The following is a 21,304-nucleotide window of genomic DNA, read 5'->3' as shown; positions in this document are numbered from 1 at the left end:
TGGAATTACCAGGCAACGTTATTGCTGGTGTTACGAGGACCAGAGTTTTCATCAAGTGTCTGACGAACACGAGAGACAGAATTTGTCAGGCTCTTAAGGTTCTCCTCAAGGTGAGCAAGAACGGTATCTGCGTACTCCTCAGCGTTGTAGCGAGTATCACGCTCGTACTGCTCTGCCTGATCACGAATGGCGTCTGCCTGCTGCTGAGCAAGGCGAACAACTTCCTGGTCACCAGCAAGAATCATAGCCTGCTGCTGTGCGTCAGCAATGATGGACTCTGCCTGAGCACGTGCGCGCTCAAGGGTCTCATCCTCTTCCTTGATGATGCGACGAGCGGTTGCAAACTCCTCTGGGAAAACACGACGAATCTCGTCAAGCAGCTCATAGAAGTCCTGGGCATCAATAATCTTCTTGTTACCGCCATCCATAAAAGGTGACTTAGCCTCAGTTACTATCTGCTCAATCTCAGATACAAGGCTCTCAATTTCCTCGCCTGGCTGCATCCAGGGCTCCTTTCAGTCCAATACATAAGCCGTGTTATATGCACTTATAACCCTTATGAGCACGACGCATAAAACACCTTTTTAAGAATGTTAGCAGAATATAATGAAAATGCAGGGCAAATATACTTAATTACCGCAATTATGCAGAGCTTCAAGCTTTTTAATGACGTTCTTTGGTACCAAAAATGATACGTCTGCGCCCATGGCTGAGATTTCTCTGACAATTGAAGAAGAAATGTAACCGTACTCTGGGCTGGACATAACAAAGACGCTCTCCAGCTCAGGAGCCATATGAGCGTTAAGGTCTGCCTGTTGCAGCTCATACTCAAAGTCTGTCATAGCCCTCAGGCCCTTAACAACACCACCTGCGCCGCGAGCATTGCAGAAATCAACGAGAAGACCTTCCATAGGCTCTACAGAAACGTCCACAAGTCCTTCATCTACCAGAGCGTCTTTGAGCATCTGTACGCGCTCTTCAAGAGAAAACGTAGTTCCTGTGCCGTGCTTGCGCTTTGAAGCCGCAACAGCTACCGTAACATTTTCAAAAAGGCGAGAAGCTCGTCTAATTACATCAAGGTGTCCGTTTGTGACGGGATCAAAAGTACCTGGTACAACTACGTGAGTGATGCTATTCAACGTATCTCCTATCCCTCACAACGAACAAGTAAATCAACCTGAGCAATACCATAGCGCTTACTCTTAGAAAGCTCAAAGTTGTCGAGAGAAACTGAATCTGATTTGTGGCTATGCTCGTACACTACCACAGCATCTTCTGTCAGACTTCCCTGCTGGATTAAATCTCTAAGCAGCTTGGACACTACTTCAGCCTCAACGGCATAAGGCGGGTCCAAAAATACCACGTCAAAAGGAGCTCCAAATAACTGGGATGACTCAGCAAGACGGGCAGTATCACCACAGATAACACTCATCTCAGAGGTAGCTACACCAAGTGACTTAGCCGTCCGCTTAATGCGCTCACACGTCTTTCTGTCTTTATCAACAAACGTAGCGTACAGCGCTCCTCTGGAAAGAAGCTCAAAGCCCATGGCACCCGAGCCTGCAAAAGCATCAAGCACTCTAGACTCACTGAGGTCAAGACCGCGAGAAGCCAAGATGGAGCTTGCAATAGCCTCGCGCGTACGATCAGTGGTTGGCCGCGTAGTCCCCTTACCATCAGGGGCCTCAATTGCACAACCTTTCCATTTTCCGCCAACAATCCTCATGGGTTTCTCGCCACCAAACCTATCTTGTACTGTAGTTTATCTGCAGGTTATTACTTATAGCCAAGCTCTTCAAAGTAGATGCCAAAGCGGTCTTTTGCCTCAATTCCCAAGGTAGCATAGGCATCGCTCGTAAGTTTTGGATCCTGTGCCGTAATTGCCAGAGCGTCCATGTGAGCTGCCTCAATAAGATCTGCGTCTGCATAGAGGTCAGAAATCTTGAGCGTAGTGCCGCCGGACTGACGGTACCCCAAAGTTTCTCCCTCGTGTCTAAGTTCCAGGTCAAGCTCTGCCAGGCGCGCGCCATCAGAGGTTTGCTCAAGGGCGGCCAAGCGCTTTCTTGCGGTAGAGCCTCGCTTGGCGTTACTGGCAAGATAGACAGTTCCTGGGAAGTCTCCTCGACCAACACGGCCTCTGAGCTGGTGCAGCGTGGCCAAACCAAAACGGTCAGCATTAAAGACAATCATGACCGTAGCATTAGGAACATCAACACCAACCTCAATGACGGTTGTGGAGACCAAAATCTGCGTCTTATTTGCGCGGAACTTTTCCATAACCTGATCTTTTTGTGCCTCAGGCAATCTACCCGTCAAAAGATCGCAGGTAAAGTCTTTAAAAACGGTCTTTGAGAGCTCCTCATATACACGAGTTGCACTGTAGAGCTTGCCATTTGTACGAGCGGCCTCAGGAACATCTTCAAGCTCTTCTTCAGAATCACTTGGGTCAATCAACGGACAAACCAAATATGCCTGATGACCAGCCTGAACAGCTTCGGAAATGGCAGCATATGCCTGGTCAAGATTTTCTGGCACACACAACTTAGTAGTAACGCCTGCTCCCGCCTTTGGCCTCTTGGTAATGCGAGACGTATCAACGTCTCCGTACAAAGAAAGCGCCAACGTACGCGGAATAGGCGTTGCACTCATAGCGAGAAGATCTACACCCTGTCCTTTTTTGCGCAACGCTGTTCTTTGATCAACGCCAAAACGATGCTGCTCGTCAACAACGGCAAGGGTGAGCTGCTTAAATACCACACGGTCAGAAAGAAGCGCAGTGGTGCCAAAGACAATGGACAAAGAACCGTCGGCTAGACAAAGTTCAATCTGATGCCTCTCTTCTTCTGAGGTAGAGCCCGTAATAAGAGCCCAGGTAATTCCCGCAAGTGAGAGCAAAGGACCAATCTTTTGAGCGTACTGCTGAGCAAGAACTGAGGTAGGAGCCATCACAGCTGCCTGAGTTAAAGAATCTGCTGCTGCAGCCAAGGCAACGGCAGCAACGGCTGTTTTACCAGTGCCAACATCACCCAAAAGCAAGCGATTCATAATGCGTGGTGCAGCCATGTCAGCAAGAATATCTTGAGCAGCATGGTTCTGCTCGTCAGTTAGAGCAAAGGGTAAAGCCTCAATCAGAGCCTTAACTTTAGGTCCATTTATAATGTGCTCAAAAGGCTTATGACCTGCAAGTTCAAGGTTTCTCCTGGCCAGAAGGGCAAGCTGTAGGCTAAGGAGCTCATCAAAAGCTAGTCGACGACGAGCCTGTTCAGCTGCGTCCAAACTGGAGGGAAAATGAACCTCGCGAAGCGCCGATGAAAGCGACATGAGGCGGTGCTTGGAGACAAGCTCTGAGGGCAGCCAATCACACACGCTTCCCGTATCCGCCAGAGCTGCTGACATAATGCGACGCATCCATGCGGGGCTCACGCCCTCGGTAGCTGGGTGAACAGGAAGAATTGCTGCCTTTGAAGGAGCTTCTTTGGAGTGAGCCTCTTTGGAGCGTGCTTCATCGTTTGAGTCAGACTTTGCCGTGCTAAGCACCTCGTAGAACGGCGACTTCATCTGACGATAACCGTAGGCAAAAAGCACCTTGCCGCTCAGCGCCACTTCATCGTCAACGTGAATTTGCTCAGCTATCCAAGGCTGCCTAAAAAACGAAGCTGTAAGCACGCCCGTATCATCCACAACCTCAATCTCAACAATAACCATTTTAGGACGTGGGCGCTTAGTCTTTACCGAAGCAACGCGGCCCGTAATGGTAGCGTCCTCACCTATCTGCGCAAAAGCAATCTGCACGCGGTGAGAAAAATCGAGGTAGCGGTGAGGAACATTGAGCAAAAGGTCTCGAACACGCAGAATGCCGAGACGCTCAAGCGCCTCGGCACGATTTGCATTGACATACCTTAACCTGGTCACGCTATCAACAAGCGAGCAGGTATGAGCCACTCGCTCTGATGCGGGAGCGATGCTTACCTTGGAATCAGACATTTCCTACTCAATAGAGAAGATGACTGGATAGAGTGGCTGCTCGCCGCGCTGAGCGTCAACCTCAAGGTCTGGATAGGCGTCCTCAACTCTGCTGGCGAGAAGATCGAGCTGCTCGTCAGAGAAGTCCTCACCTGCAAGAATGGTGAGGTTGTCGCCCTCTTCCTCCTCTTGCATCTTAGCAATAAGGTCAAGCGTGACCTTCATGACATCAGAGCCGACAACATCAATGGAGCCGCCCTGGATGCCCATGACATCGCCATCGTGGATAGGAGTGCCGTCAGCAGCGGAAGAATCGCGGACTGCGGTAGTTACCTCACCATAACGAACGCCAGAGATAGCGTCAGTCATCTCTTCTACCAGCTCTTCAAATGGAACGCCATCTGCAACAACAAACATTGCAGCAAATGCCTGAAGAACAGACTTAGTTGGAATAACAGCAACCTTAACATCCTCACATGCGCTTGCAGCAGCCTCTGCTGCCATACGAATGTTGGAGTTATTTGGCATGACAATAACCTGGTCTGCATTGGCCTCTTCAATTGCAGCAAGAATGTCTGCAGTTGAAGGGTTCATGGTCTGACCACCAGAAACAACAACGTCAACACCAAGAGACTTCAAGATTGATTCAGCGCCAGAACCAGCAGTTACTGCAACAAAGCCAAGCTCTTTTCTAGGTGCAGCTGCAGCCTTCTTATCTTCAGCGATCTTCTCGGTACGCTCCTTAGCCTCAAGGTCCATGTTGTGAATGAAGACCTCAAAAATCTGACCGTACTGAAGCATGTACTCAAGAACCTTGTTAGGAGTATTTGAGTGAACGTGAATCTTATAGTCTGGGTTTGCGCCAACAAGAAGCTCGCAATCACCCATAGTTGCCAGGAAGTTCAGAGCTGCTTCCTCGTCAAAGTCTGGGCTATCTGCCTTGAAGAGGAACTCGTTGCAGTAACGGTACTCAGAACCCTCCCAGTCATCGTTGAGTTCAATCTCAACCTTTGCACTGGTAGCAGCCTTAGCGTCAGAAACAGAAACGGTAGTCTGGAAGTCAGTTGTTTCAGTCTTGCCGGTAACAGCGTTTACAAAGCCCTCAAGGAAGGTTGCAAAACCAAATGCACCAGAGTCAACAACGCCGTTCTCTTTAAGGACAGGAAGAAGCTCAGGAGTACGAGCAACAGACTCATATGCCTCAACAACCAGAGCATCCAAAACCTCAACTGGGGTGAGCTGAGACTTCTCAAGGGAGTCTGCTTTAGCGGAAACGTCCTTCAAAACGGTAAGAATAGTGCCCTCGACAGGCTTTCTAACAGCCTTAAAAGCAACCTCTTTACCGCGACGGAATGCATGCGCAATATCCTTTGGAGTTACTGCCTCAGGGTTCTTAACGTCGCACAGACCCTCGGCAATACCACGAAGAATCTGAGACGTAATAACACCAGAATTACCACGAGCGCCCATCAGAGAACCGTGAGTAATTGCCTTTGCAATATCCTGCATGCTTGCATCTTGAGGAAGATCTTGAACCTCACGAACAACGGTGCCCAGGGTAAGGGACATGTTAGTGCCGGTGTCTCCATCTGGTACAGGAAAAACATTGAGCTTGTTGATCTCTTCTGCTTTGTCTGCAACGGCAAGGGCTGCTACAGGGAAGCATGTACGAATGACATTTGAAATCACGTTAGACCTCAGTTCCTACTCATTTGAAGCAAAAAGCTTAGCGAGAATTACGCATGGCCTCGATATGTACAGTTACATCAACACATGAAAGCTCTGCAATTTGCTTAAGCAAAAACTTTACTGAGCTCTCAAGATTGTCGACAACAGACGCCATGTTAACGCCCTGCTCAACAACAATGTGAAGGTCAACCTGAACTCCCTTAGGAGTTGGGGTCACATCAATACCCTTACGAAGTCGGTAGGTTGGAAGAAGACGAGCAACACCTGCTGCCTCATCAATCTCTGCCATGCCAACAACGCCATAACATTCCATAGCTGCATAGCCCGCCAGGTCAGCAAGGCAATCATTAGAAACTCTTAGTGTTCCAGGAACAGCGGTAGTCATTACATAACTCCTCTCGCAAGAACCAGGGTTAGTCATTGTTATTTAGTATACCGCAGGACACATTTATTATTAAAGCGGCTTATACATACAAGTTGATAACCTTGCAATTGACAAATCTTTTTCTTGTTATTTAATCTTGGTGTAATAAATGAAAAACATTCAAAAGCTGTCTAAAAGCTATCTAATTGTGAATGTTATATTCATGCTTTGACAACACAATATATTGTGCTATATTAATTCGGCTATTTGGAAATTTTAGGCGCAGAGGGCGCCTATCCTATGGAGGTCTTACTCATGTCGAAGGTCTGTGATTTCTGCGGTAAGCACGCCGTTGCCGGTCGCTCCATCTCCCACTCTCACCGTACTGTGGCCCGCACCTTTAAGCCAAACATCCAGCGTGTTACTGTCGTTGTCGATGGCCAGCGCAAGAAGATGAATGTTTGCTCCCGTTGCCTCAAGTCCGGCAAGATTGCTCGCAACTAAGCAACTCAAGCTCGTCTTACCTCAAATTTAAAAAGGTCGCTACGGCGACCTTTTTTCTTAGCTCGATTATCTGTCGGTAATCCCAAACATAGCCCACTGGAGCTTATCGTCACATGTTGGGGCTTTGTAACTCAAACGCAGTCCCAACACAGTCCCCTCAGTACCTTAGTTCCAAAGCTGCACCAAAAGGCAACCCTTATTACACGTCACACAAGCATCGTCGGCTTCAACAATATTTGAAATACCATCGTCTCCAAGCAGTGTGAATTTCTCGTGATTAAGATTCCACCTCATGCCAGCCTCAGAAACCTCGCACTCCTCTGACAGAGCTACAAGAGAAATCTTTTTACCCGCATCAGTTGCACTCAGCTGCCACGAATCAACTTGGCCCGCAGCTAAAAAGCGCATTTCAAAGTCATTCTCGACAACTCGAACCGCCGCCTTGCCCGTCTTTGCCCACGTGGCGAGAAGACCGAGTACTACAAGCTGGTGATCCAAGTGGCCTCCGGACGTTGAGACAACCGTAAGCGAGAGCTTACTGTCTCTACGAATTGTCTCATATTCGGCGGACTTCAGGGCAAGAGCAAGGTCAGTATCGTACTTGTCGGCATTAAACTTCATGCAAGGTACCTGCTGCTCTTTGAGCCAGGACAGCGTTTTGGCAGAAGCTGAGTCAAAGTCTCCAAGCGCAAGCTGTGGAACCACACCGGCGGCAAGGCACGCATCGGCGCCGTGGTCAACTGCTATCAGGTAGTCAGCGCTTTGGGCGCAGGTAGAGAGCGTCGTGTTCGAGACAGCCTCTGGGGATCCGCCCACAATAAGGACCTCAAGGGGTTTCTCGCTAGAAGGAGTAGCAGCTAGAGGGCGCTCGTAGTCACGAAGACGCAGAAGCGACAGCTCGCCGTAGGTGTGGGCAAAGATGTTTGAGTGCTCGCGCATAAAGACGGGGTCTCGGCCATCGTGGTCGTTGTAGAGCGCCACCACAGGAAAGCCTGCATTTTGAGCCGTCTGAGCGCCAAATGGAGCGTCCTCAAAAACCCAGGTAGTTGCTTTATCAGTGCCAAGGCGGCGAAGGGCCTCAAGGTATACATCAGGCTCAACCTTGTCCACTCCCCCCACATCTTCTGTAGAAACTACCGTTTTAAAGAGGTGCTCAATACCTTGAGCCGCGAGAGCCGCGCGCACTTCTCGCACGGGAGTTGACGATGCAACAGCCATAGGAATACCCGCATCGTAAAGCTCCTGCAAGAACTCCTTTGCACCAGAAATAATAGAGACGTGATGCTGATATTGCTCTGTTACATACGCACAGAATTCTTCGTACAAAGTTTCTGCAGTGACAGGCAAATCTAGATAATCAACACAAATTTTGCAGCCATCCATAAGCGAAACAGCCTCAACGCGCTCAAAAAATTCTGAGTCAACGGTCTTGCCGTATTTAGGAAGAACAGCGCCAAAAACGTTGTGCCAAACGCGCATTGAATCAACAAGGGTTCCATCGCAATCAAAAATTGCACCGGTTACCTGCATAATGCCTCCGTAAACAAACTTATTAGTTGCAATCGTGAAATATCTACTCTAAGTAGGGTAAAGTATCTCACGTTTATAAATTGTTTTCATGGAGGAAGCATGGCACGTTATAGCTATCACTGCACACACTGCGACAATACCTTTGAAATTGAACGCCCTATGAGCCTGAAGATTGAAGCTCCTCAGTGCCCAAAATGTGGACATGAGACCGAGCGCGTGTACAACACCTCAACCATCGTCTTTAAGGGTAGCGGCTTTTACAACACCGATAGCAAAGGCAAGTAATCCTGCGCTTTGAGCCTGAAGTCGCTCTTTAAACGTCACGTATGAAGCTCTTGTTGGACAACACAACAAGAGCTTTTTATTTGCGTTTGAGCACCGCCATAAAGTGGGCATCACAATCGGCGGAAGCAAAAGCCGTCTGCAAAAATCCCTCTGGCGTAATGCACGTATCGAGAAACTCTTGCGCTTCTGGTGTTAAACGTGCACGCGCGGGACACTCAAAAAGGCTTTGCACCTCAAAATGAGAGCCCTCTGAGCTTGCAAGAAAATCATCTACAACCTGCTGATTCTCTGAATTTGAGAGTGAGCACGTTGCATAGACTAAAAAGCCGCCCACCTCTACACGACTACTGCAGCTTTGCAAAAGTTTGGTCTGTAAGACGGTAAGCTCTCCTCCGTCATACAGGCTTTCTGGTGACAGGTTCCATGCAATCTCTGGGTGACGACGAAGCGTACCCAAACCAGAGCATGGAGCATCAATAAACACCACGTCAAAGCTCTGATTAAGCTCCTCTGGAACCTCTGGTGATACAAACTGTGTGGCGTCAAACGTGAGTGAAGTGACCTGATCTGAAAGTCCGGCGATCTTCAACCTTCTTTTTGAAACGTGAGACTTTCCCTTTACAAGCTCAACAGCAGTAATGTGGGTATTCTCTTTATCAAGCACCTCAAATGCGTGAGAGAGCAACAAGGATTTGGTTCCTCTACCCTGTCCAACCTCAAGCATATCTTGGTCTACATACGATGTCGCGAGAAGTGCCACAAGTTGAGAAGCTAAATCTGCAGGGACTAGCTGGACTTTCTTCACATACGCATCAACGTTAAGTTGCGCGGGATTTTTTACCTCATATACATCTGGAAGAACTGTTTGCTGTAGCTCTAAAGAACTATTCTGCAATTGTTGTTCTGATACGTTTCTCTGTAAAACATACACAGGAGCTGGGTTCTTTAAATTAAGAATAAGCTTTTGAGCAGCAGATTCTCCAAGCGATTCAATAATCTCCAAGCAAATCCACTCAGGAATACCTGACGCCCAAGAAAGCTCTGAAGGTGTTTTTGGGTTCTTTGCACGCGTCAGCTGAGCTTCATCTTCAGAAATTTTTCTGAGCACCGCATTTGCAAGGCCAGAAGATCGCTTTGAGATAGACTTTACCAGCTCAACACCTTGGCTGATGGCAGCATCGCGTCTTGTCTCTAAATATAAAACCTCAAATACAGCTATACGAAGAGCGTCCTGTACCTTTGGTTCTAGGTGAATACCCGACTTAAGATGATTCTTTAGAGCCTCATCAAGCTTGCCTTTGGTAAGCGTTGCTCCCAGTGCAAGACGAGTAGCAAAAGCTTTATCTTGAATAGAAAGCTCCGAGAAGTCTTTTGACTCTCGTAGGTAATCGCGAATGCGTAAATTGTTGCGTCTGCACTCTAAAAATGCCTGATAAGCCACTCTTCGAGCGGGAGTAAGCGTAGCCATTATTGCAGCTTCTGCCAGGTCATCTGAGACTTCTGAAGTCCTGCCGCAAATGATTTAGCATCCATAGAACGCTTACCATCTGGGCGCACCTCAAGAAGCTCAAGGGCTCCTTCAGCACAGCCGAGGAACAACCTGTGATCTTGAACTGCAACCTGACCTTGAGCAACAGAAACTTCACTTGGTGCCAGTTGAGCGGACAAAGTGCGAAGAGACCTGCCTCCAACAGATACACGAGCCGGAGCGGTATCAGAGGAAGCCTGAACCCTCAGGGCGTTTACCTGAGCGGAATCTTCTGGAGCAAGCTTCATTTCTTGCTTGGTAACTTTAGGAGCAAACGTTACTTCTCGCTCATCTTGTACCTGCCACTCAAGAGAACCTTCCTTGAGCTCAGAAAGAGCCTGTGACAGAGCATCAGCACCTAGCTGTGCTAGTGCGTCAGTGAGCTGCTCGGTATTTTTGGAGCCAACCTCACACGATGCTTGCTTGCACCAATCTCCTGCGTCAAGTTCTTGAGCAATTTTCATGATAGAAACGCCAGCAACCGCATCACCCGCGAGGATGGCGCGCTGAATTGGAGCAGCTCCTCGCCAGCGAGGCAGCAGTGATGCGTGAACGTTCAAAGCACCGTAAGGCGCAAGAGAGATTACCTCATCTGGCAAAATGCAGCCAAAAGCAACTACACAGAGCGCTTCTGGTTGTGCTTCACGCATAGCAGAAATTACTTCTGGAGTCATGCGATTTGCCTCAAGAACAGGCAAACCAAGTTCTTGTGCGCGTTCTTTTACAGGAGACGGCTCAAGCGTCTTGCCACGACCACGAACGGCATCTGGCCTTGTAATAACCAAAGCTACCTGGTGATCTTGGGCAAGTTTTTTGAGCGACGGAACAGCAAAGTCTGGAGTTCCCATAAAGACTACGCGCATGTCAACTCCTAATAGTCTGTTTGACCAGGACGGGCACCAGAAGCCAGAGCCTCTTTGTACTCCTGCAGCGTCTCCATACGAGCACCTGGTCCCAGGTGGTCAGGCATGGTTACGCCGTTAATGTGGTCAATCTCATGCTGCAAACAAACGGCGAGAAGATCTCCCTCTGCTTCATAACGCATAAGATCACCATCGAGGTTATATGCGTGAACGACAACGTGGCTTGGGCGCGTAACAGGAACGGTAATGCCTGGGAACGAAAGGCAGCCCTCTTCATATACACGAGGCTCACCATCTGCGACTTTAATCTCTGGATTAATGAGCACAAAAGGGTTCTCTTGGCCGTTAGGGTAATCAACATCGATGACTACCATACGCTTCATGTAGCCAACCTGAGGGCCCGCAAGACCAACGCCGTCGGTGGCATACATAACCTTGAGCATATGCTCGGCCATCTTACGGACGTCGTCATTAATATCGTCAATTTCTTCGCACTTTTGGCTCAGACGAGGGTCTGGCCAAAGCACCATATCATCAACTTCAGAACTCATAACTTTCCTTACATCATGTCGTAAGCATCAACATCTAATGTCATGTTGATACCCACTCTTTTATCAAGTGAAGCAGCACACTCAGAAAGAATTTCTCCTACCTGAGCATCTACGGGAGATTTTACTAAAATGTGTCTGCGATACTTATCTTTTACCTTTGCTTTTACACAATCAGCGGGGCCCAAAATCTCCCATCCGGATTGAGCATCTAGCTTTGCGTGCAGCGCCTCCGCCATCTGATCTGCTACGCGGCGAACTTCTTTTTCTGAAGCACCCCAGAAAAGCACGTTAGACAAGCGCGAGAAGGGCGGATAAGCTCCTTCCTTTCTTTCTTTAAGCTCAGCATCAAGAAACGGACGCCTGTCATGGGTCACAACAGAAGCAATAGCAGGATGTGTTGACCAGTATGACTGGATGATGACTTTACCTGGTTTTTCTCCCCTGCCCGCACGACCAGCAACCTGCTCCAGCAAGTCAAAGGTTCTCTCAGCTGCTCTAAAATCTGGCAGCTTAAGCATGGTATCGGCGTTAATAACACCAACCAAGGTTACGTCTGGAAAATCCAGTCCTTTTGCAATCATCTGCGTGCCGATGAGCACCGCTCCGGGAGTTGCATCAAAAAGCTCAAGGAGTCGCTGGTGCTCGCCCTTTTTAGCTGTGGTATCAGCGTCCATACGAATAATTGGTGCATCGGCGCCAAGCAGCAGCTTGAGCTCATCTTCTACACGCTGCGTTCCCACGCCATATGCCCCCATGTAACGACTTCCGCAGTTTGGGCATTTACTGGAAGGGTTAGGATACGCGTGCTGGGACCATTGCCTACCGCAACTGTGACAGACCAGAGAATGCGTGCGCTCATGGTACGTGAGAGACGTCGAGCAATGCGGACACTCGGGCACACAGCCACACTCGCGACACATCAAAAAGTTTGCAAAACCGCGGCGATTAAGGAGTAGAACGCTTTTCTCGCCACGCTCTGTTGTTTCTTGCAGTGCAAGAGCAAGAGCTGCCGAGAAGACCGATCTGCCTCCGTTTTTGAACTGGGAAGCCATATCAACTACCTGGACCTGCGGGAGCACCGCCACACCAGGACGCTCGGTCATGGCGACGCGCGTCCAGTTAGCGCCACGCCAGCTTCCTTGAGCTGTTCGGTAGAGGCTCTCGAGCGATGGTGTTGCAGAGCCAAGCACCAGCGCGGCTCCGCGCAGACGAGCCATCTGAGCAGCAACTTCTCTTGCGTGATAGCGTGGGAGCGAATCTTGCTTGTATGAAGCCTCGTGTTCCTCGTCAATAATGTACAGTCCAGGGTTTTGGATGGGCGCAAACAGGGCAGATCGAGCACCTACTACCACGCGAGCCCTACCTTGCCTAATCAAATCCCACTGGTCAAAACGCTCACCGAGGGAAAGCTTTGAGTGGAGAACGGCCACCTGCTCGCCAAAACGCGAGCGGAACCGGCCGACTGTTTGTGCCGTAAGAGAAATTTCTGGGACAAGTACTACAGCACCCTTGCCCGCCGCTAAAGTATTCTCAATAGCAGAGAGATATACCTCAGTTTTACCTGAGCCCGTTACGCCATCAATAAGCACAACATCGCCCTGAGCAACAGCTTGTGCAGCCTCGATTGCAGCAAGAGCAGACACTTGGCCCTCGGTAAGCTGTTGAGGACGAGGTGCTACGCCACTTGAAAGCGTGGTTCCCAGACCCTCCTGACTTCCACGAATTTGTCGCTGAGTGCGGACCTCGACAATACCTTTTTTCTGCAGTGCAGTAACCGCGCTTCGAGCTCCTGGAATGGTAGCTGAGAGTTCGGATAACCTCATAGCACCTTGTGCCAGGGCCTCAAGCACCGAACGTTGCTTGCTTGCATTTGCCGAAGGCGTAAAGTCAGCCGCCTTTTCTGTCAGCTCAACCCAGCGCTCATCAACAGGACCGGACTTCTCGCAAACAAGCTGCCAGGGAGAATCTGCATCTTTTCTGGTAACTTTAACCTTTTGACCAGGTGCTAAAAACGGATGTAAGGCGTCTGCATAGCTGCAGGCATACTCTTTACTCATCCATTCTGCCACCTGCGCAGATTGCTCATCAAACGCTGAATCTGCTAGAACTTGTGTTATCGGAAGAACGCGCGATACATCCAAACCTGAAGACACACGGTCTGAGACACCCACAACGTAGCCAACGACTTGCCTGTGAGAAAACGGCACCAAGACCGTTGTTCCCACAACCGCAGTCTCTTCCAAGGCTTCTGGAACAGCGTAGTCAAACGTGCCAGAGAGAGCACGAGTTGGTATGTCTAAAACAACATGTGCAAAAGGCACGTTCTTGCCTCCTTAAAGCCGTGGTTGATGGTTTGCATCAAATGTGTAACGGGCAACGTGTGGCTGGCCAGCTTCTTCGACCTCAACACAGATAAACGCACACTCAACCCTAGTAAATCCACGTTGCATCAAAACGTAGGCATAGAAGTTTGCCTGCATTTGATGATGCTCGTAAATCTGAGCGGCACTGAGGCCCTTATCGCCCGTTTTATAGTCAACTACCAGCGCATCTTTGCTTCCCTTATTATAGGCGAGAAGATCGATGGCTCCTTCTACATAGTTCCCATATTCAGAATCAACCTGCAGGGTAAAAGGAGACTCCGCAATAACCACATCATGAGCAAGGGCTTCCTGTCTTATCTCAGAGTTGCTCCACAACTCAAGTGCTTGTTTGACTCGTGATACCGCACGCTGAGGAACGCTATTCTTCAAACACAATCTATCAATCGTGCTGTCATCAACCTTAGACTGAGTCTCAACCATAATCTGAGCAAGCTCGTGGAAAGCTGAGCCCAAACTGGTTGGATCAACTCCATCATCAGCTAAAACGTCAGGCAACACAACGGAAGTCTCAGCCGATGGCTGAAGGTTATCCGCCTCATGCTCCTGACTTACTACCTGAAGCTCTTCCTCAAGCGCCTTGTTATTCTCGCCCTTGAAGTTCTCTGCCATTTGTTGGTGAGCGGAAGAATAACTAAAGAAGCCTTTTCGCTGGTCATATGTAGCTTCTGGTACGACGCTCAGCTCAACCTTCTCATAGAGGTCAAACGTTTCTTCAGCTTGAGGGTTTTTCTCTTCACTTGGGTTGCTATCAGAAGGTTCAGGCTTACCGCCAAAAGGTTCAACCAACTCTAAACCTTCAACCTGAATCGGCTCATCCTTCTTGCCAGAGCCTTGAACCACACGCATACAACCAGCAAGATCTCCGCCATATTCAAACTGATGCTCACCAGCAGAGAGTGGCGGCTCTTCAAACAAGGCATCTGTAATCTTGCGTGTATAACGAGGACTAATTCCTTCTTTAGTAAGGTCGATGGTTGAAGTCAGAATTACTGCTTCGCGAGCTCGCGTCAAAGCAACATACAGACGGCGATTCTGTTCCTGCTCTTCAAACTCATTCTCTTGTGTTTCTAGGAACATTCTCCACTCAAGAAGGTTCTTACACTCATCAAGGCTTGTAGGAACCTCATGACAGCCGTCATACAATTCATTAAGTTTTTTAGAACTGCTTGAGAATGCAATCTGGTATGAATCGTCTTTTCTAACATGCAGAAATGGTTCACCACCAGCGCCTGCCTTAGGGCCAGATACAGCTCCTACAACAGCAACAACAGGAAATTCCAATCCCTTAGAAGCATGAATAGTCATAAAGGTAACTGCATTTTGAGTGCTGCAATGAAGCACTTTTGGAGATTCCTTGGCAGTGCTACACCACTGACTAAATGCTCTTGCAACAGAAGCAACGCCAACGCTCAGGTCTGTTTGCAAACTATCAATCTGCTCGAGAGCCGCAAAGATATTTGCAATCTTTGACTGTCCCTCATTTCCCATCTTTTGAAGGCGAGAAATCCATCCGGCATCAAGAACTACCTTTTTAATTACGTCTGAAACTCTCTTGTTTGAAAGTGAGCTACGAGCATTACCCAACACCTCTAAAGCATTTTTAAGCTTTGGACTTATCTCAAAAGGTGGATTACATACGTCATTTACCACTGACTCTGCAATATCTCTATTGGTAATCCTCTGACCATTTTCTCCAAAATTAGTGCCCAAGAGAAGCAGGTCAGATGCATCAAGACTAAAAATCTCACTCGAGAGTACAGGAAACAGTCCCTCGTATGAATCGTACATATTTGCGAGTGCCTGTAAAAGACTACCAATCAGCTGAACCTCAGGCTGCTCACCAAACGTTGAAGCTCCAGAAACCACGCTTTCAATTCCAAAGGTACGAAGTGCCTCAATATAGGGCTGTGCCTTTTTAACTGATTTCATCAAAATTGCAACATCTTTTGCTTGGATCTTCTCATCCTGCATAAGCGTGTTGATTCTGTCCGCAAGTTGATACGCAACAAGCTGGCTTCTTGTGACGTCATCGCCTGGCATAGATCTGCCTGACTTTTCAAATTTTGTGACTTCAAAATACACGCGTGGCGAATGAGCAAGGAACGGAGTTGCAGGTTCTTCTCGCCCAGCGGACAGATCCATAAAGTTAGGTATCATGCCGTCAGCGCTGCAAACCTTTGCAACAAATCGCAAAATTTCGTTGTGACTGCGGAAATTATCTACAAGACGGGGTTGCAAATCTTCTGAAACCTCTGCTTGACGTCTAAAGAACACATCAACATCAGCACCGCGGAATCGATAGATTGACTGCTGCGCATCACCAACTGTGGTGAGATATTGAGCATCTTTACCTGAGAGACTCTTAATCATCTGCACCTGTTGCTGGTCCGTATCTTGGAACTCGTCAACCATTACAAGCTTGAATTTATCCGTGTAAACAGCTGCAATCTCTGGATGCTCTTCGAACACCTTTGCCGTTAGATGCAAAAGATCATCGTTATCAAGGCCGCCAACAGCACGTTTCTTCTGTTTAAAGAGCTTGTAGACCTGCTCAGTAACATCTTTCAGACACTGACCCTCAAACGTGTCCTGAATAAGGCCAAATAAAGAGCTGCAAACTTTAAGCTGGTACGTAGCTTCATCTTTTACAATTTTTATTTCTTTTGAGGAACGACCGATCTTGAGTGCTTTTTGCAACGTATCCCAAAACGCCTGGTCAAAATCAGTGAGCGAGAGAACCAAGTGTTGCTGCAATTTACTTGAAAGCTCAGATTGAACATTTTGTAGCTGTTCTGCTTCATCTGGTTTTGTGGCAGCAATTGCAGCCCTTAGCGCTTCGAGTGCACCGCAGAGACTCTCAAGCTCCGCTTTTAGAACTTCCAGGTCAGAGCTATCCCCTACAAACGAAATAGCATCCATTCCTACAGGAGATGACTGAGCGTACGAAATCAGCGTTTCAATACGAGACTTCAGTGCATCTCTGTTCCCTGCATAGGTTGAGAGAAACTCTGCATAGCTTTCATCTTGCGAAAGCTCTCTGAGTACTTCTTCAATAGATATATTGACCAGCTGATTTCTGGTCATGTCGTCAATGATTTCAAACTCAGGATCAAGACCTAAATCAAGTGCATGAATCTTTAAGATTCTGCTACACATACCGTGGATAGTACTAATCCATGCATCATCGACCTGCAACGCAGCGCTATGAAGACCTTCTTTTTCTAGAGCTTCCCTAACGCGCTCCTTAATTTCTGTAGCTGCAGCATTGGTAAACGTAATAATCAATGCCTGGTCAAGGCTGTTCAGATGCGGCTTTCCGTCAGCTCCCGAGCCTTCTTTTAAAGCCCACACAATTCTCTGTGTAAGCGTAAAAGTTTTTCCTGAGCCAGCACCTGCTGCAACAAAAAGAGGCTTATCAAGCGTCTTGATGGTCTTCTCTTGACCGGGCGTATAACGTGTATCAGCCATAGTAGCTTACCTCCTCTTGTCACACAGTTTTACTGGACAATACTTACATGCATCCTTATCACAAGGATTAGCTCGGACATCTCCAGAAAGCATGGCTTGAACCTTCTGCGCAATCAAATTCTCCCAAGCGTCCAAGTAGTCTGCAAACTCTGCTGAGTTTTGAGACACAACCATAACTGCCTGGTCCCTAACCTTTTTATCTTCCGGATGTATGTTCCAAATATGTTCCGTTGCCGCTTCTGTTGCCATGCCCGCAAGAGCAAATGAAGGCTTATCTTTTTGCTCTTTGGTGCCCAAATAAATTGCAGCAACTGGCTCAAGCTCATACTTAGTGAGCTGTTTTCTCATAATCTGAGCATATATTGCAGACTGTACATGCCTTGGCAGAATCTCTTTTGAGAGTTCACTGTCCAGACTTAACTTTGCTGAATAAGCCTTCAGATCATTTGTGTTCTTGTGCTTATAGTCAATAATAAGTGCCTGACCATGAGCATTTACATCTACACGGTCAATCGAACCTGTGAACTGAGCACCTGCATACTCAACAACGTTTTCTTCTCTACCAAAACGAAGCTCAAAGAATCTAGGTTGATAGCCAATAAAATGCGAAGCTTCAAACTCGAGAAGATTCTTGAGCTCTTTTCGAATGTTCTCAACCTGTTTTCTTTCTTGAATACTGTGCGGGATAAGCTCATTTGAAGATGCTCGATTAATGTTGTTGAACTGTTCATCCCACACCTGGGCAAAACAGGTATCTAGTACCTGCTTTGCGTGGTCTAAGGTATCAGATGTAATCCTAGAGCCAGCAATGTCTTGCAAAAGTACGGGTTCAACCGCTAAATCAACTTCAGAAACATCACAACCAAGTGCTTCTGCTAAAAGTGTTGCGTGTGTTAGCTCTAGTACACGATGGATAAAGGTTCCCATCTGCATTGGAGCAAACTCAGTGTCTACCTGAGAAATCTTGATACGGCGTTGTGTGAACCATTTGTAGGGACACTCAAGATACGTCTCAATCTGAGAAGCGGAAAGAAGTGGTAGCCCTTCTCGCGAGACCTCTATAAGACCCTGTAATTCCTGCTCAAGAGTCTCCCTAGTCAAATGACGCGGGAGTACCACAATGTTTTTGAGCTTAGAGTCAATCTCGCCAGACTCAATTGTTGGGAGTTCTGCAACACGTTCTGGATCAGTAGCTTGAGGCAACAGGTTTACCAGTACCTCTTCTTCTCCGCGTGCAATCCCTGTCTTCTTTGCATAGTCTTTGGGATAGCAAGCTTTGACTTCACTGAGAGCCACCGCATTAAAGACATCTTTTTGCTCTACTTTTTCAAATGCAACGCTGGTAGAAGCGGTTATAAGTGCCGCATAGAAATCTCTTTGATACCGTGCAAACTCTGACACTTTAGGCGTTTTACTCGCATGGCGAATAAACTCCTGCAGTGCACCGTCGGATGCTTTAACACCAAAATTCAGCGTATCCATACCCTGGAAAATGACGGTATCAAACATATGTGGCTCAAAAGAATGAGCTTGGATTACAGGAGCAATCAACACCTGAATATCAGACTCAATACCATTAGAAACAGGCATCATGACCGACTGATCTTTGCAAAGGTCAATAAATGATTTAAGTGTCTGAGGAGTGAGTTTTAATCCTGCCTCATGGAGCTCCTGTGCAGAAGAAACAATCTTGCTCATTACCTTAAGCGACTCTTGGTTTTGAAGAAGCGCCTCCTCAGACTGAGCCGCCTCTGACTGCTCATCGGATACTTCTGCAGAAAGGTATTCGATTATGCGCTGAGCTGCAGAACCAATTCTGCCCAGCTCAAGACTCTTGATGGTCTCTGCACACAGGCGCGAGCTCATAGCTGCCTTAGAAAGCGTCTCAAGCACTCTGGTGGCATATAGCGTTCTGTTGCCACGCCAACTCTTATCCAGCATCCATGCGCGCTCAACACCTATGCCTGAAATAGGAGAAATCAAATAGTCCGTAAGAGTACGTGGAGGCCACCACGACATATCCCCCATCTGATGGTCAGATGCCTGATAGTCAATGTTTTTCTCGAGCTCTGCACGTTCATTGAGCGTGACGTACGCATCAATCAAGCTGGCAAACGCACGTCCTGCAAGCGAGTCCTGAATGCGCACCGAACGCTTGTAGTGAGCAGCAATCCCCTTAGCCGCAAGCTTCTGCGAAAGCGCGTCCCAAACCTTTTGCGGATTTGAGGTGTATACCACAAAGCTCTTGCTACCAGACTCTACGCACTGAGAGATATACCTGCTAATAGACTCAGCCTCGGCAAGCTGGCCCAGCGGCGACAAAAACGTTACTGCACCGCTTGGCGTAACCTCATTGCCCTCCGTAGCCCTAAACACCATGGCGAGAAGATCGTTGAGCTCCTGACTTTTTGAGGCTGGCGCCGGCTCCGCATTCACACGACAATCGCATCCCGGGCCGCCGACCAACTCCAGCTGCTGCTCTGCCGCATAACCTGCAGGTCCTTCGGGCACGTAGAGAGAAAACGACACCTCACGCTTCTGCGACAGCTTGCGCACAAACTTAAGACGCGCCTCCGAAAGATCTTCAACTCGCGAGAAAACAAGTGCAGGTCCATGCGTTGGGGTAGACTGCAGCAGATAATCCAGACACTGACACACCTCAACGTAAGACTTTTCTTCAAGCAGCATCTTGTAATGCTCTAACACCTTACAAGCACTCATCTGACCAGCAGAAAGTTGACCAGAGACCACAATCTGATCAAGCTCTGTCAGATACTCTGTAGCAAGCTTAGAAAGAAGCTCCACAGTACCCTTGCTCGTAGTTAAAGTGCCTAGCTCATCAGCAGACATTCCATCCAGAATCTGCTGGAAAAATACCTTGCGAAGTGTATTTGAAAGCAGACGATCTGAGCTTCCATACAGCTTCCATTGATCGCGCATCCACTCATCAAAAGTTGAAACATTCACGCCAACAGAGAGCTCTTGGATGGCTCCAAGCTGCCTCTTAACCAACAGCACAGTATCGGAAGAAGGCACAATAAGCTGAGCAGAGCCCCACCTCTCAAGCGAAGCCTCTAGCTGCTCTTTAACAGAGTTTGATAAGAAAGCACCTGTTTGTTGTTTGTACAGAAGCAAGCCCATACGTCACCTCTCCGATTTTTCTTACTTCTTAAGTTACCACGCACACCGGACATAAATTAGAATCAAACTAAACAACAACTAAAAAATCCCGCATCAAAAGGATTTTCATGATTATTTTGCTTCCACCATCATCAGGAAAAACCGCTCCCACCTCTGGACCTTCTCTTGCCCTCTCATCGCTTTTGTTTGGCTCTAAGCTAAGCAGCTGTCGAGAAGAACTTATCAAAGACCTACAGCAGGTTTGTTCTCATGCAGACGCAGCTCAGGTGCTTAAAATTGGTCCGAACACCGTCGGAGACATAGCCGACAACCTGGACGTCTATGAAGCTCCAACCACAACCGCACTCAACCTCTATACCGGCGTGCTGTTTGAAGCTGCAAAATTCAACCAGACACTTGAAAACGTCACGTTAGAAAACACACAGAAAACAGTCACATTACCAGCAGATATCCTCAACTCAGAAATCATGATTTTCTCTGGTCTCTGGGGCGTTGTGAGGCCACACGATCTTCTCCCCAACTATAGACTTTCTGCATCAATCAAGCTTCCTAACATAGGTACCGTTGCAACTTACTGGAAAAAGCAGCTCAATTACCTGCTGAACGTCGCTCTAAAAGATCAGATAGTTGTGGATTGCCGCTCAGGAGAATACAGAAAGATGTGGACGCCTTCCGCAAAGCACCCTTGTGAGCTGCTGCAAGTTGTTGTACAGCGAGAAGATCCTGGTACGGGAAAGCGTAGCGTTGTATCGCATAATGCAAAACATATGCGTGGCGTTCTAGCAGGCGCCCTCTTTGAGCAGCGAGCAAGCGGGAAACTTTCCGAAGAGGTCAGCGTGTCTCAAATTGTAGAAATTGCAAGCAATCTACCAGGCGTAATTGATGTTGACGTGAGCGCGGCAAATGCTTCTGGAGAAGCAACGCTTACGTTAGTCACTGGTCAAAACTAAGCCAAAACCTTCAATATGGACCTGCATAATTGAACTGCCTCCCATTTCTTGGACACGAGAAATAGGAGGCAGTTCAAAACACAC

16 protein-coding genes are annotated in these 21,304 nt (G+C 48.0%); 3 read left to right on the top strand and 13 right to left on the bottom strand.

From position 1 onward, the window contains the following. Positions 1-5 precede the first annotated feature (5 nt). The 6 genes from ACO5GU_RS02035 to ACO5GU_RS02010 all read right to left on the bottom strand — a co-directional run bounded on the left by ACO5GU_RS02035 (position 6) and on the right by ACO5GU_RS02010 (position 6,037). Positions 6-503: an SPFH domain-containing protein gene (locus ACO5GU_RS02035; protein WP_035436359.1), complete on the bottom strand. Its 498-nt coding sequence runs from the start codon at positions 501-503 to the stop codon at positions 6-8. A 126-nt stretch (positions 504-629) separates the two neighbouring features. After that, positions 630-1,139 (bottom strand): pantetheine-phosphate adenylyltransferase, encoded by a 510-nt coding sequence (gene coaD / locus ACO5GU_RS02030; RefSeq protein WP_484879763.1) that lies wholly within the window; start codon positions 1,137-1,139, stop codon positions 630-632. Positions 1,140-1,147: 8 nt separating this feature from the next. Then, positions 1,148-1,726 (bottom strand): 16S rRNA (guanine(966)-N(2))-methyltransferase RsmD, encoded by a 579-nt coding sequence (rsmD, locus tag ACO5GU_RS02025; protein ID WP_484929863.1) that lies wholly within the window; start codon positions 1,724-1,726, stop codon positions 1,148-1,150. A gap of 50 nt (positions 1,727-1,776) precedes the next feature. Beyond that, on the bottom strand, positions 1,777-3,984 hold the full coding sequence (recG, locus tag ACO5GU_RS02020; RefSeq protein ID WP_484929861.1) for an ATP-dependent DNA helicase RecG: 2,208 nt from the start codon (positions 3,982-3,984) through the stop codon (positions 1,777-1,779). Between the two features lie 3 nt (positions 3,985-3,987). After that, positions 3,988-5,652: a DAK2 domain-containing protein gene (locus ACO5GU_RS02015; protein ID WP_484803181.1), complete on the bottom strand. Its 1,665-nt coding sequence runs from the start codon at positions 5,650-5,652 to the stop codon at positions 3,988-3,990. A gap of 37 nt (positions 5,653-5,689) precedes the next feature. After that, positions 5,690-6,037: an Asp23/Gls24 family envelope stress response protein gene (locus tag ACO5GU_RS02010; protein WP_035427743.1), complete on the bottom strand. Its 348-nt coding sequence runs from the start codon at positions 6,035-6,037 to the stop codon at positions 5,690-5,692. A 294-nt stretch (positions 6,038-6,331) separates the two neighbouring features. Between ACO5GU_RS02010 and rpmB the strand changes: the two genes are divergently transcribed. Continuing rightward, positions 6,332-6,520, top strand: coding sequence for a 50S ribosomal protein L28 (gene rpmB, locus ACO5GU_RS02005; protein ID WP_012808949.1), 189 nt, complete (start codon positions 6,332-6,334; stop codon positions 6,518-6,520). Between the two features lie 165 nt (positions 6,521-6,685). On the opposite strand, the gene ACO5GU_RS02000 is transcribed toward rpmB, so the two are convergent. Further along, positions 6,686-8,050, bottom strand: a complete 1,365-nt coding sequence (locus ACO5GU_RS02000) for a thiamine diphosphokinase (RefSeq protein WP_484929859.1) — start codon at positions 8,048-8,050, stop codon at positions 6,686-6,688. Positions 8,051-8,149: 99 nt separating this feature from the next. On the opposite strand from ACO5GU_RS02000, the gene ACO5GU_RS01995 reads away from it, so the two are divergent. Then, positions 8,150-8,335: an FmdB family zinc ribbon protein gene (locus ACO5GU_RS01995; protein WP_035427745.1), complete on the top strand. Its 186-nt coding sequence runs from the start codon at positions 8,150-8,152 to the stop codon at positions 8,333-8,335. 76 nt (positions 8,336-8,411) lie between these two features. On the opposite strand, the gene ACO5GU_RS01990 is transcribed toward ACO5GU_RS01995, so the two are convergent. Genes ACO5GU_RS01990 through ACO5GU_RS01965 form a run of 6 tightly spaced genes read right to left on the bottom strand, consistent with a single transcriptional unit; the run spans position 8,412 to position 20,270 of the window. Further along, a complete protein-coding gene (locus tag ACO5GU_RS01990; protein ID WP_484929857.1) occupies positions 8,412-9,803 on the bottom strand; it encodes an RsmB/NOP family class I SAM-dependent RNA methyltransferase in 1,392 nt (463 codons plus the stop codon). Continuing rightward, entirely contained in the window at positions 9,803-10,726 is a 924-nt protein-coding gene (gene fmt, locus ACO5GU_RS01985; protein WP_484929855.1) for a methionyl-tRNA formyltransferase, read from the bottom strand. The genes ACO5GU_RS01990 and fmt overlap by 1 nt, the downstream gene beginning before the upstream one ends. Positions 10,727-10,734: 8 nt before the next feature. Continuing rightward, complete coding sequence (gene def, locus ACO5GU_RS01980; RefSeq protein WP_484803177.1) at positions 10,735-11,277, bottom strand: peptide deformylase; 543 nt, start codon at positions 11,275-11,277, stop codon at positions 10,735-10,737. Positions 11,278-11,285: 8 nt separating this feature from the next. Next, positions 11,286-13,598, bottom strand: coding sequence for a replication restart helicase PriA (gene priA / locus ACO5GU_RS01975; RefSeq protein ID WP_484929853.1), 2,313 nt, complete (start codon positions 13,596-13,598; stop codon positions 11,286-11,288). Positions 13,599-13,610: 12 nt separating this feature from the next. Further along, complete coding sequence (locus tag ACO5GU_RS01970) at positions 13,611-17,129, bottom strand: UvrD-helicase domain-containing protein (RefSeq protein ID WP_484929851.1); 3,519 nt, start codon at positions 17,127-17,129, stop codon at positions 13,611-13,613. 6 nt (positions 17,130-17,135) lie between these two features. Continuing rightward, the gene (locus tag ACO5GU_RS01965; RefSeq protein ID WP_484929849.1) at positions 17,136-20,270 is read right to left on the bottom strand and encodes a PD-(D/E)XK nuclease family protein; all 3,135 of its coding nucleotides are present in this window, start codon (positions 20,268-20,270) and stop codon (positions 17,136-17,138) included. Between the two features lie 107 nt (positions 20,271-20,377). Here ACO5GU_RS01965 and ACO5GU_RS01960 point away from each other — a divergent pair, with 107 nt between their 5' ends. Next, positions 20,378-21,220 (top strand): YaaA family protein, encoded by an 843-nt coding sequence (locus tag ACO5GU_RS01960; protein WP_484929847.1) that lies wholly within the window; start codon positions 20,378-20,380, stop codon positions 21,218-21,220. The last annotated feature ends 84 nt before the right edge of the window (positions 21,221-21,304 follow it).

This window comes from Lancefieldella sp., from assembly GCF_057237245.1.
The sequence above is the reverse complement of the archived record's forward strand: the minus strand, read 5'-3'. Positions and strand labels throughout refer to the sequence as shown.